Origin of the sequence: Enterococcus sp. AZ194 (assembly GCF_051713825.1) — a bacterium.
Taxonomy (GTDB): domain Bacteria; phylum Bacillota; class Bacilli; order Lactobacillales; family Enterococcaceae; genus Enterococcus_K.
On sequence record NZ_JBIOQR010000001.1, the window covers coordinates 1,968,022 to 1,983,627 of the forward strand.

The 15,606-nt window shown below is 38.8% G+C and carries 12 protein-coding genes; 1 reads left to right on the plus strand and 11 read right to left on the minus strand.

From position 1 onward, the window contains the following. Positions 1-245: 245 nt before the first annotated feature. The 3 genes from parC to IGI37_RS09110 form a co-directional block, all read right to left on the minus strand. Positions 246-2,714, minus strand: coding sequence for a DNA topoisomerase IV subunit A (gene parC, locus IGI37_RS09100; protein ID WP_438761348.1), 2,469 nt, complete (start codon positions 2,712-2,714; stop codon positions 246-248). Positions 2,715-2,726: 12 nt separating this feature from the next. Beyond that, positions 2,727-4,802 (minus strand): DNA topoisomerase IV subunit B, encoded by a 2,076-nt coding sequence (parE, locus tag IGI37_RS09105; protein ID WP_438761350.1) that lies wholly within the window; start codon positions 4,800-4,802, stop codon positions 2,727-2,729. 107 nt (positions 4,803-4,909) lie between these two features. Beyond that, the gene (locus tag IGI37_RS09110) at positions 4,910-5,329 is read right to left on the minus strand and encodes a CoA-binding protein (RefSeq protein ID WP_438761352.1); all 420 of its coding nucleotides are present in this window, start codon (positions 5,327-5,329) and stop codon (positions 4,910-4,912) included. A 180-nt stretch (positions 5,330-5,509) separates the two neighbouring features. Here IGI37_RS09110 and plsY point away from each other — a divergent pair, with 180 nt between their 5' ends. Then, entirely contained in the window at positions 5,510-6,148 is a 639-nt protein-coding gene (gene plsY, locus IGI37_RS09115) for a glycerol-3-phosphate 1-O-acyltransferase PlsY (protein WP_438761353.1), read from the plus strand. Between the two features lie 225 nt (positions 6,149-6,373). On the opposite strand, the gene IGI37_RS09120 is transcribed toward plsY, so the two are convergent. The 8 genes from IGI37_RS09120 to topA all read right to left on the minus strand — a co-directional run bounded on the left by IGI37_RS09120 (position 6,374) and on the right by topA (position 15,288). Continuing rightward, positions 6,374-7,249 (minus strand): aldose 1-epimerase family protein, encoded by an 876-nt coding sequence (locus tag IGI37_RS09120; RefSeq protein WP_438761354.1) that lies wholly within the window; start codon positions 7,247-7,249, stop codon positions 6,374-6,376. A 12-nt stretch (positions 7,250-7,261) separates the two neighbouring features. After that, positions 7,262-8,053, minus strand: a complete 792-nt coding sequence (gene codY / locus IGI37_RS09125; RefSeq protein WP_438761355.1) for a GTP-sensing pleiotropic transcriptional regulator CodY — start codon at positions 8,051-8,053, stop codon at positions 7,262-7,264. A gap of 18 nt (positions 8,054-8,071) precedes the next feature. After that, the gene (gene hslU, locus IGI37_RS09130) at positions 8,072-9,469 is read right to left on the minus strand and encodes an ATP-dependent protease ATPase subunit HslU (RefSeq protein ID WP_438761357.1); all 1,398 of its coding nucleotides are present in this window, start codon (positions 9,467-9,469) and stop codon (positions 8,072-8,074) included. A 13-nt stretch (positions 9,470-9,482) separates the two neighbouring features. After that, on the minus strand, positions 9,483-10,028 hold the full coding sequence (gene hslV / locus IGI37_RS09135; protein ID WP_438761358.1) for an ATP-dependent protease subunit HslV: 546 nt from the start codon (positions 10,026-10,028) through the stop codon (positions 9,483-9,485). 49 nt (positions 10,029-10,077) lie between these two features. Continuing rightward, positions 10,078-10,977: a tyrosine recombinase XerC gene (gene xerC, locus IGI37_RS09140; protein ID WP_438761360.1), complete on the minus strand. Its 900-nt coding sequence runs from the start codon at positions 10,975-10,977 to the stop codon at positions 10,078-10,080. A 136-nt stretch (positions 10,978-11,113) separates the two neighbouring features. After that, positions 11,114-11,749 carry a TetR family transcriptional regulator gene (locus IGI37_RS09145; protein WP_438761361.1) on the minus strand — a complete coding sequence of 212 codons (636 nt, stop codon included), beginning with the start codon at positions 11,747-11,749 and terminating at the stop codon, positions 11,114-11,116. A 103-nt stretch (positions 11,750-11,852) separates the two neighbouring features. After that, positions 11,853-13,160 carry an FADH(2)-oxidizing methylenetetrahydrofolate--tRNA-(uracil(54)-C(5))-methyltransferase TrmFO gene (gene trmFO / locus IGI37_RS09150; protein ID WP_438761363.1) on the minus strand — a complete coding sequence of 436 codons (1,308 nt, stop codon included), beginning with the start codon at positions 13,158-13,160 and terminating at the stop codon, positions 11,853-11,855. 49 nt (positions 13,161-13,209) lie between these two features. Further along, positions 13,210-15,288: a type I DNA topoisomerase gene (topA, locus tag IGI37_RS09155; protein ID WP_438761364.1), complete on the minus strand. Its 2,079-nt coding sequence runs from the start codon at positions 15,286-15,288 to the stop codon at positions 13,210-13,212. Positions 15,289-15,606: the final 318 nt, after the last annotated feature.

Consider the following 15,606-nt stretch of genomic DNA (forward strand, 5'->3'; position numbering starts at 1 on the left):
GTTATTTGATTATAACAGCTTTACGTGATTAGTATAACACATCCTCTATCAATTGCAATGATTTCATTGTCTTTTTTTTAACACAATACGATTTTTTTTATAAAACAAAACCAAATACCTTGGTACGTAAGGGTTTGTCCTTTGTGAAAAATTTATTCAGTTTTTTGTGAACACCGTAACTAGGTCTTTTTTTGAGCAAAAACAAACCGCATCTGTATTAAAACAGATGCAGTTTGTACTAAAATCTATATAACAGTTTTATCATCAGTTACAAAAGCAACTTGTTTCATCTGATGAACCGCCATAATTTCTCCACCTTGTTTTTCATCTAAGACAAAGGAACCATTTGACATCCGATCACTAATTGGTGATTGTTTCGGATTAATCTCTAGTTGTTGTCCCTTTTGGTTGACTAGGAGTAGTGGTTGATCATCCCCTTCACCCATATAGGAAACACGATGCGGATTCTTTTTCAATTCTCTTAATACCATTAAACCACGTTTAGCTCTACCTAATTGTGGTAGCTCTTGAGCAAGCATACGTTTGACTGCGCCACGTTGTGTAACAATGACTACTGGGGTATCACCTTCTGGATAAACCAATAACCCACTGACAACAAAATCACCTTCTTTTAGATTCATTGATTTCACTCCAGCTGCTTTTGCTCCAACTACTGGCACTTCGGTTAGCGGATAACGCAAACCAAACCCACGATGACTAACTAAGAAGACATCTAACTCTTCTTGTTGCTCAGTCAAAAAGACAGCTGTTAACTCATCTGTGGCCTCTTTAAATTTCATACAAGAAGTCGGTCGGCTCTTATACGTGCGCCAAGGTTCAAAATCACTCATTCTTGATTGTTTGATGAGTCCTTGTTTACTGATGCACACAAAAGTTGCCATTGGATTAATTTCTTTATATGGGAAGACCGCAATAATTGATTCATCAATAGAAAGGTTTAAAATCGTTTGTGAGATGTGCTCCCCGATTTCTTTCCATTTCAGATCTGGTAATTCATGAATCGGTCGATAAATCACATTGGCCTTATTCGTGATAAGTAGTAGATGATCTAACGTATTGGCTTGCCCTGTATAAAGAACAAAATCACCGTCCTTCATCCCCAACTCTTCAGGTTTTGAGGCCGAGTACGAACGCAAGCTGCTTCGTTTGATGTAACCTTCATGCGTAACGGTTACGACCACATCTTCTTGAGTGACTAAGACCTCTGTTTCAATCTTAATTTCTTGAATTTCGTCCTCTATTTTCGTCATTCGCGCATTGCCATATTTCTTTTTCACTTCACGTAGTTCTTTTTTGATGACAGAGAATAGTTCTTTCTCATCATTTAGAATTTTTTGAAGTTCAAAAATTTCGGCAGCTAATTCTTCTGACTCTTGTTGTAATTGCGTAATATCGGTATTTGTTAAACGATATAGCTGTAAGTTGACGATAGCTTCCGCTTGCTCTTCTGTAAACATAAATTCAGCTACCAAATTCATCTTAGCATCTTTTTTATCTTTACTTCCACGAATAGTCGCAATCACTTCATCTAAAATTGATAAAGCCTTCATCAACCCTTCAACGATATGTTGGCGTTTTTGGGCTTTTTCTAACTCGAACAAGCTTCGTTTTGTAATCACCAATTTTCGATGATCAATGTAACTTTGTAAGATGTGTTTTAAGCCGACTTGTTGAGGGGTCATGTTATCGATGGCCACCATATTAAAGTTATAATTGATTTGAAGATCTGTATTCTTAAACAAATAATTTAAGATTCCTTCAGCATTCGCATCCTTCTTCAATTCAACCACAATCTGTAACCCAGTTCGATCACTTTCATCACGAACCTCAGCAATTCCATCAATCTTTTTGTTCAAACGAATCTCATCCATCTTCTTAACTAAGTTCGCTTTGTTGACTTCATATGGAATTTCTGAGATAACAATCTGCTGTTTGCTTCCTTTTAATGCTTCAATACGCGTTTGAGAACGTAAAATAACTTTCCCTCTACCTGTCTCATATGCTTTACGGATTTCTTCTTTCCCTTGTAAGATTCCCCCAGTTGGAAAATCTGGGCCCGGAATAAATTCCATCAATTTTTCTAACTTAGCGGTTGGATGGTCAATTAGATAAATCGTGCCATCAATAATTTCTGTCAGATTATGGGTTGGAATTTCAGTGGCATACCCTGCGGAGATTCCTGTCGACCCATTAACTAATAGGTTCGGGTACTTCGCTGGTAAAACGGTTGGTTCTTTTTCTGTATCATCAAAGTTCCAAACCAAATCAACTGTATCTTTTTCGATATCCTTTAACAATTCCCCACTTAACTCTGACAAACGCGCCTCTGTGTAACGCATCGCTGCTGGTGGATCTCCATCCATACTTCCGTTGTTCCCGTGCATTTCAATCAGCACTTGACGAAGTTTCCAATCTTGGCTCATCCGAACCATCGCTTCATAAATACTGCTGTCTCCATGGGGATGATAATTCCCCATGATATTCCCAACAGATTTTGCTGACTTACGGAATCCCTTATCATAGGTATTGCCATCTTTGTTCATTGCAAATAAAATCCGACGTTGTACCGGCTTCAATCCATCTCTGATATCTGGTAAAGCACGTTCTTGGATAATATATTTTGAATAGCGGCCAAAACGGTCACCCATTACTTCTTCTAATGTTAATTCTTGTACATCTAGTCGTTTCTCCATTTGGGCAACCTCCTATTCTTCACCAAATAACGAAATTTCTTCTATATCTTGCTCTTCTTTAAGCATTTGTTGTGTTTCATTCACTGCTTCGTCGATTAATGCTTCATTCTCGACATGCGCGTGCCCTTCAGCTTCTTCTTTTTTATCCAAGATGCTGCCGTCTTCTTCCATAGTAAATTGGACATGCTTTTCAATCCATTTACGACGAGGCTCAACTTTATCCCCCATCAATGTTGTTACACGACGCTCAGCTTGGGCTGCATCATCAATTCTGACACGAATCAACGTCCGTGTTTCTGGATCCATAGTCGTTTCCCACAGCTGATCTGCATTCATTTCCCCTAACCCTTTGTATCGTTGCAGCATGTAGCCCTTACCAATCTTCTTAGTAACTTCTGAAAGCTCTTCATCTGTCCAAGCATATTCGGTTACTTGTTTTTTGCCAGCTCCTTTTGACACCTTATATAAAGGAGGTAAGGCAATGTACACTTTGCCAGCTTCAATTAACGGCTTCATATAACGGTAAAAGAAAGTTAATAACAAGACTTGAATATGGGCACCATCTGTATCCGCATCGGTCATAATAATGACTTTATCGTAGTTGCAGTCTTCAATCGAAAACTCTGGACCTACTCCCGCACCAATTGTATAAATCATGGTGTTGATTTCTTCGTTTTTCAGAATGTCTTGCATTTTGGCTTTTTCTGTATTGATTACTTTCCCACGTAAGGGTAAGATAGCTTGGAATTTCCGGTCTCGGCCTTGTTTAGCCGAACCACCCGCAGAATCCCCCTCCACTAGGTAAATTTCATTTCTTTTTGGATTACGAGACTGCGCTGGTGTTAATTTCCCTGATAAAAGGGACTCGCCTTTTTTGCGTTTTTTCCCTGTACGACTTTCCTCACGCGCTTTTCTAGCTGCCTCACGCGCTTCACGTGCTTTAATCGCTTTACGAATCAACATCTGACTCATCTCGCTATTTTCAAGCAGATAAAAGCCCATCTGTTCACCTAAAACATTATCTACCACTGAACGAGCAATCGGCGTACCCAGTTTTTCTTTGGTCTGACCTTCAAATTGAAGTAAATGTTCAGGAACACGAATGGATAGAATCCCTGCTAAACCTTCTCTAAAGTCGCTTCCCTCAAGATTTTTATCTTTTTCTTTTAACAAACCGACTTTTCTAGCATACTCGTTATATGATTTGGTCATAGACGTCTTCATGCCGACTTCATGTGTTCCGCCGTCCTTTGTTCGAACGTTGTTAACAAAGGAAAGAACATTCTCAGAATACCCATCATTATATTGGAAAGCGACCTCAACTTCGATGCCTTCTTTTTCACCAGAAAAGTAAATAACTGGCGTTAGTGTATCTTTTTCTTCATTCAGGTAGTTAACAAACTCTTTAATACCTTCTTCAAAATGGAAGGACTCAACGACTGTTTCTTCACCGCGTTCATCCGTTAAGTTAATTTTTACACCTTTTAATAAGAAGGCTGATTCTCGTAGGCGTTCAGCTAACGTTTCATATGAAAATTTGGTTGTCGAGAAAATCGTATCATCTGGTAAAAAATGAACCAATGTTCCATTCGGCTTACGTGTCTTACCTAATTTTTTCAGCGTACCATCTGGTTTCCCACCATTTTTAAACTTTTGTTGGTATTCAACCCCATCGCGAACGATCGTGACTGTCAACCATTTAGAAAGGGCATTAACGACACTTGCCCCTACACCATGTAACCCGCCTGAAGTTTTGTAGCCACCTTGGCCAAATTTCCCTCCCGCATGAAGTACAGTAAAGATGACTTCTACAGTCGGAATCCCCGAAGCGTGCATCCCAACTGGCATCCCTCGACCGGTATCTTGAATACTAATACTATTATCTTTATGAATGGTTACACCAATCTCGTTTCCGTAGCCTGATAATGCTTCATCCACCGCATTATCGACAATTTCATAAACTAGATGATGAAGTCCTCGACTATCTGTCGAACCAATATACATTCCTGGACGTTTTCTGACGGCTTCCAATCCTTCAAGTACCTGGATCGAGGCATCATTATATTCGTTGTTGATTTTTTTTGCCAAAGCAAACTCTCCTTCTACACAGCATACACGGTCTTGACCGTATCGTTAATATCATACTCTAAATAGTTGCCAAAAAAAAGAGGGTCCTTAAAAAACCCTCGTGAACTTTACAAATTTCTTAATTCAATTTTCACGCAACGATCCATAACGATTGCTTTTTTACCTGCCGCTTCAAGGATATCCGCGGCTTCTTGACTAAACAATCCTAATTGCGCCCAGAAAACCTTCGCATCCGTTTGAATAAACTCTTGAGCCACTTCTGGTAAAAACTCACTACGTCTAAAAATGTCAACAATATCAATCGGTTCTGTAATATCTGTCAATTTTTCAACAACTGGTTCGCCCAAAATTTCTTGACCCGCTAATATCGGATTGACCGGAAAAATTTTATAACCCTTTTCCTGTAATAATTCAGCAATCTCATAACTCACTCGATCTTTTTTTTGACTCAAACCGACGATAGCAATGTTTTTTGCTTCTTTTAGATACGTATTAATTACTTCTTGTGTTGGATTTTGAAAAGCCATATTTGCTTACTCCCTTACTTATAAACTAGAGGTATACTCCACAATACCTATTATGTTACACCAAATTCTAAGTTTTGCCTATTTTTACGCCGAATTAATTTTGGCGCTTAATTTAGGATTGTTCCAAGAAACCTTTCATGATAAAATGAGCCATACGTTAAACGAAAAAGAGGTCTTGTAATGAAAACAGTTATTTTATTCCTTCTTGCCTACCTATTAGGTTCAATTCCTTCCGGTGTTTGGATTGGAAAACTATTCTTCAAAAAAGATGTTCGACAATTTGGAAGCGGCAATAGCGGTACCACCAATACGTTTCGCGTACTTGGAAAAAAAGCCGGTATCGTTGTTTTAGCCATGGATATACTAAAGGGAACCTTAGCTACAAGTCTTCCTTTACTTTTCCACGAGACAGCCGTCAATCCCCTTTGGTTCGGTGTTTGTGCAATTTTAGGTCACACCTTTCCAATTTTTGCTGGTTTTAAAGGTGGTAAAGCCGTTGCTACCAGTGCAGGGATGCTCTTAGGTTATAGCCCTTTATTCTTTCTGTATTCATCAGCAATTTTTGTTATTTGTTTATGTATCACCAGCATGGTTAGCCTGACAAGTATGGTCAGTGCCGTTCTAATTACCCTTTCGACCATTCTATTGCCACTCTTTTTACCAGTCATTTTACCTGAGCAAAACTGGCTACTAACGATTATCGCTCTTGCTGTCACTATTTTTATCTTTTATCGACACAGAGAAAATATTCAACGTATTGCCAACAAAACAGAAAGCCGCGTTCCCTTTGGCTTAAATAGTAGTAAAAAAGAAAAATAATCAATCGTGTGTGAGCGCCGAATTCAGCGGCTCTCACACACTTATTTTTATCAAAACGTCGAGAAAAATTAGTAGAAGGTTAACACAGCTTCGAGAAATACATTGATTTCTCAAAAATTAGTTCAAAACGCTCACATAAACAGAACGATTTTCTTGATTGAACAGGCGAAAAGTGCTATAAATCCGCAATTGGATTTATAGCACTTTTTTCGGCCAAAGCTTATTTTAGCTTACCGTAATCGAATACTTCGTTTGAAATAGCTCATTAGCAGCCAACTGATTAATTCCATATTTTTCAATCAAATTGCCAGTTGCTATTAAGGTATCCGCAATCCCACACCATGGCTCAATACAAACAAAGGGTGCCTCTTTAGGATAAGGCGACCAAATCCCCACATAAGGCATCTCTTTATAGCTTAATGTCACACTATGACAAGATTTTTCGCTTCGAATAGAAAAGGCATTTAACCCTTTTGTCTCATAAATCAACGCATCCTGTTCGAACAATTGCCTATTTAAGGCTAAATTCGTATTTGTTTGCCCCAAAGTCCGTTGATCTAAATCGATATAAGGTCCATCTAAAGGAAGTCTTAACCGAGATTTTTGTGGCGAAAAGGCCATATAATAGTCCTCAAACGTCAAACCTTCTTCTAAAGGCACATTAAACGCTGGATGACCACCAATTGCAAAAAACATCTCTTCTTTTCCTGTGTTTTCAACCTGATAATGCGTCGTGATTCCCTCACCCCCCAATTCGTAAGTAATCACTAATTCAAAATCAAATGGATAACTCTTTTTGGTTTCTGCTGTACTTTTCAGAGATAGACTAACAGATTCAGCACCTTGATTAATCACCGCGAAGTCCATATCTCGTGCAAACCCATGTTGTCCCATAGAATAGGTCTTACCTTGATACTCATAACGATTCTCTTTTAATTTCCCCACAAAAGGAAACAAGACTGGCGCGTGTCGCCCCCAAAACTCTGGGTTCCCTTGCCAAATATACTCAATGTTCGTCTCTTTTGATTTCAAGCTAATTAATTCAGCCCCAGCTTCGGCAATTGTTGCAATGAGTTGGTCGTTTTGAATTGTAACCGTCATAGTGAAATCCCCCTAATAATTATGCTTTGCAAGCTCTTCATTGAATCGTTTATTTAAGACTTTTAAATAGGTCCCCTTCATACCAAGAGAGCGTGATTCAATAATCCCTGCTGATTCTAATTTTCTGAGCGCATTCACAATCACCGAACGCGTAATCCCAATCTCATCTGCAATATTTGAAGCAGTCAGACGACCTTCATCGCCGTTTAAAGCTTTGAAAATCGCTTGAACCGCCTTTAATTCGCTGTAAGAAAGAGTGTTTATTGCCATCTGAACAGCCGTTGTACTACGAACATCCTCTTCAATATTCCGTGATTGTTGGTACAAAATTTGCATCCCAACAACGGTCGCACCATACTCCGCTAAAACCAAATCGTCATCGCTAAATGATTGTTCAATTCTCGCCAGAATAATCGTCCCCAAACGCTCACCTGCTCCAAATATAGGAACAACTGTCGTCAAACCAAACGGATATTTTTCTCTAGATTCTACAGGAAACGCCGTCAAGTCACTAGCAATCGGAATATTAGACTCTGTCCGAATCAGCTGATCCACTGCATCTGTATAAGAATCTGGAAATTGTTTTTCAACAAACATACTTTTAACCCGTTCGTTGTTCACGTCATGTTTTTCGTTATACCCTAACAAAACGCCCTCACCGCTGATTATATATGCATTGCTATCTAAAATATCACCTAAAATCATCGCCATCTTGTCATAAGGAAGCTCAGCTTGCATATCAAACGTATTTTTTCTTTGGAGCAGCTTATTAATTTTACGTGTTTTTTCCAGTAAGGTACTCATTTTTACTCCTCCATTGTCTTATAAAATGTAGCGACTTAAATCTTCGTTTTGAGCAATCGACGCTAACTTGTCGTTCACATAACTTTCTGTAATCGTGATTTCACCCATTTGCATATCAGGCGCTTCAAATAACAAATCTTCTAATAATTTTTCAAGAATTGTGTGTAAACGTCTTGCACCAATGTTATCTGTATCGCGGTTTACATCAAAGGCAATATTGGCAATTCGTTCAATCGCTTCAATGGTAAAGGTAACAGAAACATTTTCCGTCCCAATTAAAGCAATATATTGTTTCACTAAGGCATTATTTGGTTCTGTCAGAATCTTAACAAAGTCATCTGCTGTCAAATCATCTAATTCAACACGAATTGGGAAACGGCCTTGCAATTCAGGAATTAAATCACTTGGTTTAGACAAATGGAAGGCACCAGAAGCAATAAATAAGATATGATCTGTCTGAATCGCCCCATATTTGGTATTCACTTGTGAACCTTCCACAATCGGTAAGATATCTCGTTGGACACCCTCACGTGAGACTTCACCAGACTGTTGAGATTTTGACGTGATTTTATCAATCTCATCAATGAAAATAATCCCACTTGATTCTGCCAAACGAATCGCTTCACTGTGGATATCTGCATCATTGACTAATTTAGATGACTCTTCTTGAATTAATAACTCACGAGCTTCTTTAACTGTGACTGTTCGTTCAACTTTCTTCTTAGGAGACAATGCCCCTAATGTTTCGTTCAAATCAATCCCCATTTGCTCTAAACCATTGTTCATCGCAGGCGCAGCTTTTTTAGGTTCTTCAATCTCGATGTTCACTTCTCGACTATCCAAAAGGCCTTTTTCTAGTTGTTCCAGGATATTCTTTCGATTCACACGGATTTCATCAGTGACTTCTTCTTGAGGCTCTTGCGGCTGTTGTGCAGCATTAAACATATTCATCATTTGTTCAAACTGATTGCCACTTTGTTTTTGTTCCTTTTTGATTCCAGGAACCAGAACTTTTACCAAACGTTGATTGGCTTTTTTCAAAGCTTGACTATAGACTCTGCTGTATTGTTGTTTTTCAACAATTTGAATCCCGTTTTCTACTAGATCACGAACCATAGACTCGACATCACGTCCCACGTAACCTACTTCTGTAAATTTTGTCGCTTCAACTTTTACAAATGGTGCGTTGACAACCTTGGCCAAACGACGCGCAATTTCTGTTTTACCGACTCCTGTTGGCCCAATCATTAACATGTTTTTAGGTGTGATATCTTGCTGCATCTTTTCATCTAATTGCAATCGGCGATAACGATTACGTAAGGCAACCGCTACAGATTTTTTTGCTGCTTGTTGGCCGATAATATATTGATCTAATTCGGATACAATCTCTTTTGGTGTTCGATTTAATTCATTCATCTTTATCCCTCTTTTATAATTCTTCTACAATAATATTGTGGTTTGTAAAGACACATATATCTGCGGCTATATTCAACGCATTTTCAGCAATCTGTTTGGCCGATAACTCTCCACCGTACTGTTTCATTGCGCGAGCGGCAGATAAAGCAAAGTTTCCACCTGAGCCAATTGCCAATATACCATCATCTGGAGTAATCACTTCTCCTGTTCCCGAAACTAACAGCATCTCTGTTTTATTCATTACAATCAGCATCGCTTCAAGCTTTTGCATAGATTGTTGCGTTCGCCATTCTTGTGCTAGCTCAACTGCTGCCCGTTGAAGATTTCCGTTATATTCATTTAGCTTGCCTTCAAATTTTTCTTCTAGTGTAAAGGCATCCGCTACACTTCCAGCAAAGCCAACAACGACTTCATCGTTATAAATCCGACGAACCTTTCGAGCCGTGCCCTTCATAACAACTGATTCGCCCATTGTGACTTGTCCGTCACCTGCCATCGCAAATTTACCATCTTTTTCGACTGCACAAATCGTTGTCGAATGAAATTGTGATTCTACCATCTATTTTCCTCCTAAAAATATCATCTAAGCCTGTTTTGTACCTCTTCTTTTATGCTCGAGGATGAAAGCTACGATAATTTTTTTGTAAACTTTCTTTTGTTACATGCGCATAAATTTGAGTCGTTGAAAGGTTTGCATGTCCTAGCAATTCTTGAACCGTTCGCATATCCGCTCCATTATTTAATAAATGTGTTGCAAATGTGTGGCGAAGCATATGGGGGTGAATGTCACTATCTAAACTACTCTTTTTAATAACTTGGTTCAGCACATATTCAATACCTGTCGCTGTAATCGGATCCCCATGATGATTAATAAAGACAAAAGAATGTTCTTTATTAAACTTACTCATCAAGACGTGGCGGCCTTTTTCAAAATATTCTTGAAGGGCATCTGCCGCAAACGAACCCAGTGGAACGTAACGCTCTTTGTTTCCTTTTCCGTGAATCAGTAAAACCCCTGAACTAAAATCAATATCCTGAATTCTCATGGTAACTGCTTCACTGACCCGTAAGCCCGAACCATAAAGAACCTCTAACAAGGCTTGATTCCGAAAGTCTAACGGTTCTGTTCCCTTCACGCTCTCAAACAAAGCATCCATTTCTTTTTCATAAAAAAAACGTGGCAATCGTAAAGTCTTCTTTTTTAAGTGAACATAAGAAAAAGGATTCTCCTCAATTGACTCCTGTTTGAGTAAATATTGATAAAAGGAGCGGAGACTAGCAATTTTTCGACTGATAGAGTTCCTACTATAGCCTTTATCGGTCAAAAAACTTAAATAAACACGAACATCCAAATGCTGAACACTGAGCAGATCATCATTTCCAGATTCTTCTAAAAAGCGTTGGAAATTTTCAAGATCTTCTTTATATGCCTCTTGCGTCTTCTCTGAATATCCTCGTTCAACAAGAAGATATCGATAAAACTCTTTTGGCCAGTCTTTTTCAGCCATGTTGTCCCTCCCCTCGATAATACATGTACAATGTAGCACACCGATTTTAAAAAAACAAATGAATTGTCAGAATTTAATTAATATTTCAAAGTTTGTTCACAATTGACACAATTCATTCATGAAAGAAGTTAATAATTCACGAATTAACCGACTCTTTAACCCCAAACGCTAGCCACTGCATTCGTTGCTCAAACTGCGCAATTGTTTTTTCAATAGGCTGTTCGTACAGTAAATGAGCTTTAATCAACTCATGCATCACGGCTGTCAAAAAGACAATAAATTCTTGATACTCTCGACCATTTTCAAGCTTCAGCTGCTTGGTATCAATCAACTGAAAGAATTGTTTTTGAATTTCTAAGGAAGAATCCTTCTCTGTCTGTAGTTCTGTGGTCTTCGTTCTCGAAGACTTCTTGAACTCTTCTTGATGTAACAACATCATTCGATAATAATCAGCATACATCTCTTGGCTATAACAAGTTAAAAGTCGTTTAAAATACTCAGAAAGCGCAACAAATAAATCCCCTTGCTTTTCCTTCAGCACTTCAAATATTAATTGATGGGCATCAATTGAAATGTACTCATAAAAATAGCCATACAGATCTTCCAAATTCTCAAAATATTTATAAAACGCACCTCGAGAAATCTTGGCTTCGGCGATAATCGCTGCAACACGCGCTTGTTTTAACGGATGAGCTGAAAACTCATGAAGCGCCGCCGCTCGTATACGTGCCTGTTTTTCTTCAGGTAAGTGATAAAATGTTTGACTTGGCATAACTCGTTTTCCTCCATCATTTATTCTTATCAGTAAAATAGCCAAAAAATAGTGGGCCAAGAAGGTGGTTCTCCTTCCTGCCCCATTATACGATTCTCTTTTACTAAACGAAAGTTGCTTTGATTTCTTCATTGGCCTCTAAAGCTCGAGCGGCGATTGCTTCATAGCGTGATTTTTTATCACGAATTCGCTCAGGTAGCTCTGGGAATAAGCCGTAATTAGCATTCATCGGTTGGAAGTGTTTGCCTTCTGCATGAGTAATGTAATACGCCATACTACCGATTGCTGTTTCTCTAGGGAAAATAACTGGCGCTTCTTCTTTTGCCAAACGAGCGGCATTGATTCCAGCCAAAAGTCCGCTAGCTGCACTCTCAACGTAGCCTTCAACCCCAGTCATTTGACCAGCAAAAAACAGATTGTCTCGTTTTTTTGATTGATACGTTGGCTCCAATAACTCAGGTGAATTCATGAAGCTATTTCTATGCATAACACCATAACGAACAAATTCAGCATTCTCTAACCCTGGAATCATTTGGAAAACACGTTTTTGTTCGCCCCATTTTAAATGTGTTTGGAAGCCAACAATATTATACAGTGAGCCAGCTGCGTTATCTTGACGCAATTGAATCACCGCATACGGACGTTTCCCCGTCTTAGGATCTTCCAATCCAACTGGTTTCATCGGACCAAACAACATCGTTTTAAACCCACGCTGCGCCATAACCTCGATTGGCATACAGCCCTCAAAGTATTTTTCTTTTTCAAACGTCTTCAAAGGAACCACTTCTGCATTAACTAAGGCTTCATGAAACGCTGTAAACTCTTCTTCTGTCATCGGACAGTTGAGATAAGCTGCTTCGCCCTTATCGTAACGTGATTTTAGATATACCTTGTCCATATCAATTGTTGCTTTATCAATAATAGGCGCAGCCGCATCATAGAAATAAAACCCATCCGAGCCGTTAAATTCTTTGATTGCTTCAGCTAAAGGCGCAGAAGTCAAAGGTCCTGTTGCAATAATCGTAATCCCTTCAGGAATCTGTGTCACTTCTTCATTCACAACTGTTACTAATGGATGTTCTTTGACGCGTTGTGTTATTGTTTGCGAAAAACTGTCTCTATCAACAGCTAGAGCGCCCCCTGCTGGAACTGCTGTTTGATCGGCTGAAGTGATAACAACAGAATTTAATCGTCTCATTTCTTCTTTTAACAAACCTACAGCATTGGCTAAACTATTTCCTCTTAAAGAGTTTGAGCAGACTAACTCTGCAAAATTTTCTGTTTGATGAGCCTCTGTCGATTTGACTGGGCGCATTTCATATAGACGTACAGGTACACCAGATTGTGCAACTTGCCAAGCTGCTTCGCTTCCTGCAAGTCCAGCACCAATAACATTCACTGTTTGAACCATGAAACCCCTCTTTTCCACTTAGATATATTTCTTCAACGTAATTAATGAGTTACTTTTGAACATTTTCTTTATAGTCACCGTTAACACAGACAACTTGTTTGCCACCTTTGACTTTCTTCTCAACTAAATACTTACCACATTTCGGACAATCTCGTCCAACTGGTTTATCCCAAGAAGTAAACTCACATTCAGGGTATCGATTACAGCCAAAGAAAATTCGGTTTTTCTTGGATTTTCTTTCCACAACCTGTCCCTCATGACAAACTGGGCAAGTCACACCGATTTCCTTAATAATCGGTTTGGTGTTGCGGCACTCTGGAAAATTACTACATGCGTAAAACTTCCCATATTTGCCTAATTTGATAACCATAGGATGCCCACACAAATCACAATCAAAGCCAGCTGGTTCATCTTTAATTTGAACTTTTTCAATTTGTTCTTCTGCTTTTGTTAGCTCCACTTCAAAAGGTTTGTAGAAACGATCGACAACTTTAATCCAGTCCTCTTTCCCTTCTTCAACCTTATCCAAATCACCTTCCATGCCAGCAGTAAAGTGGATATCCACAATTTGTGGGAAGAAATCAACAATCAGCGAATTAACAATTTCTCCTAATTCAGTTGGTTCAAAACGTTTTTGAGCCAGTTTGACATAATAACGACGTTGAATCGTATCTAAAGTTGGCGCATATGTTGATGGACGCCCCACTCCATTTTCTTCTAACGCTTTGATTAGGGTTGCTTCACTAAAACGAGCAGGCGGTTGTGTGAAATGTTGTTTTGGTTCAATATCAACTGAATTCACTACATCACCCACTTCTAAATCCGGCAAGATGTTCTCTTTATCTTCTTTGCCATCATCTCGTCCTTCAACGTAAACCTGCATAAACCCTTTAAACTTAACCTTTGATCCATTAGCGATAAACGTTACGCCATTTTGTTCTAAGGTGACTTTCATCGTATCAAGGATTGCTGGTGTCATTTGACTAGCCACAAACCGAGACCAAATAAGTGTATAAAGTTTTAACTGATCCTTATCCAAATATTTTTTCATCTCATCAGGTGTTCTCAACGCACTGGATGGTCGAACCGCTTCATGGGCATCCTGCGCGCCTTGCGCATTCTTTGCTTTGCGCCCACCATGAGCAGAAAACTGTTTTCCATAAGTGGTTTCGATGAATTCTGCTGCTTCATTTTTAGCACTATCAGCTATCCGAGTTGAATCTGTACGCATATACGTAATTAACCCGACCGTTCCCTGTTTCCCTAAGGCAATTCCTTCATAGAGTTGTTGGGCTACCATCATCGTTTTTCTTGTTCGGAAGTTTAATTTACGAGCTGCTTCTTGTTGCAAACTACTTGTTGTAAAAGGTAAGGCTGGATTTCTTTTACGTTCTTTCTTTTCAACCTTAGTCACAGAATAGTCTTTCCCATTTAGGCGTTGTGTCACTTCTTTAACCGCTTCGGCATTCGGTAACTTTTTCTTTTTCCCATCAACGCCCCAGAAGTTTGCTTTGAATTTTTTCTTTTCCTTTTTGAAATTCCCGTCAATACTCCAATACTCTTCTGGAATAAAGGCACGAATTTCTTTTTCGCGGTCAATGATAATCTTCAGCGCAACGGATTGAACTCGTCCAGCACTCAAGCCTTTTTTGACTTTACGCCAAAGAATTGGACTAATCGAGTAGCCTACTAGACGATCTAATACACGTCTTGCTTGTTGTGCATCAACCAAGTCAACATCAATCGTTTTTGGCTCTTTAAATGCCGCTTTTACTGCTTCTTTTGTGATTTCATTAAAGACAACACGATTTTTATCTGATAAATCCAGCCCTAATAAATAGGCCAAATGCCACGCTATAGCTTCCCCTTCTCTATCCGGGTCACTTGCGAGAAAGACTTTATCGGCTTTTTTGGCAGCCGCTTTTAGACTCTTAATTACATCGCCTTTTCCACGAATTGAAATATAGTGTGGCTCATAATTGTTTTCAACATCGATTCCCATCTTACTCTTAGGTAAATCTCTGATATGCCCCACACTCGCCATTACTTTATAATTTCTTCCAAGATACTTTTCAATAGTTTTTGCTTTCGCAGGTGATTCTACGATTACTAGATATTTATACGCCATTAGTGGATGGACTCCTTTCGCGTTTCGAGTTCCTACTATATATATGTGAATAAAACAAACACACAAATCGTAGCTTATCATATCTATTCAAAAAAGGTTTGTCAAGGAAGGAATTAGTTTCGTTAAAAAAAAGTTACTGAAAAAGTCTTAAAAAGAACAAAAATAAATTATTCATATGGTTCTCGCTTCTTTTGTTTAACAAGCGATACAGAGATATCTATTCAATAAAGCCTTCTTTAATAGAAGGAAAAATTTTGCTTGTACAAAAAATTCTCATTCGATAAGGAAAACGAGCTCTACGCTAGTTTATTTAAATGA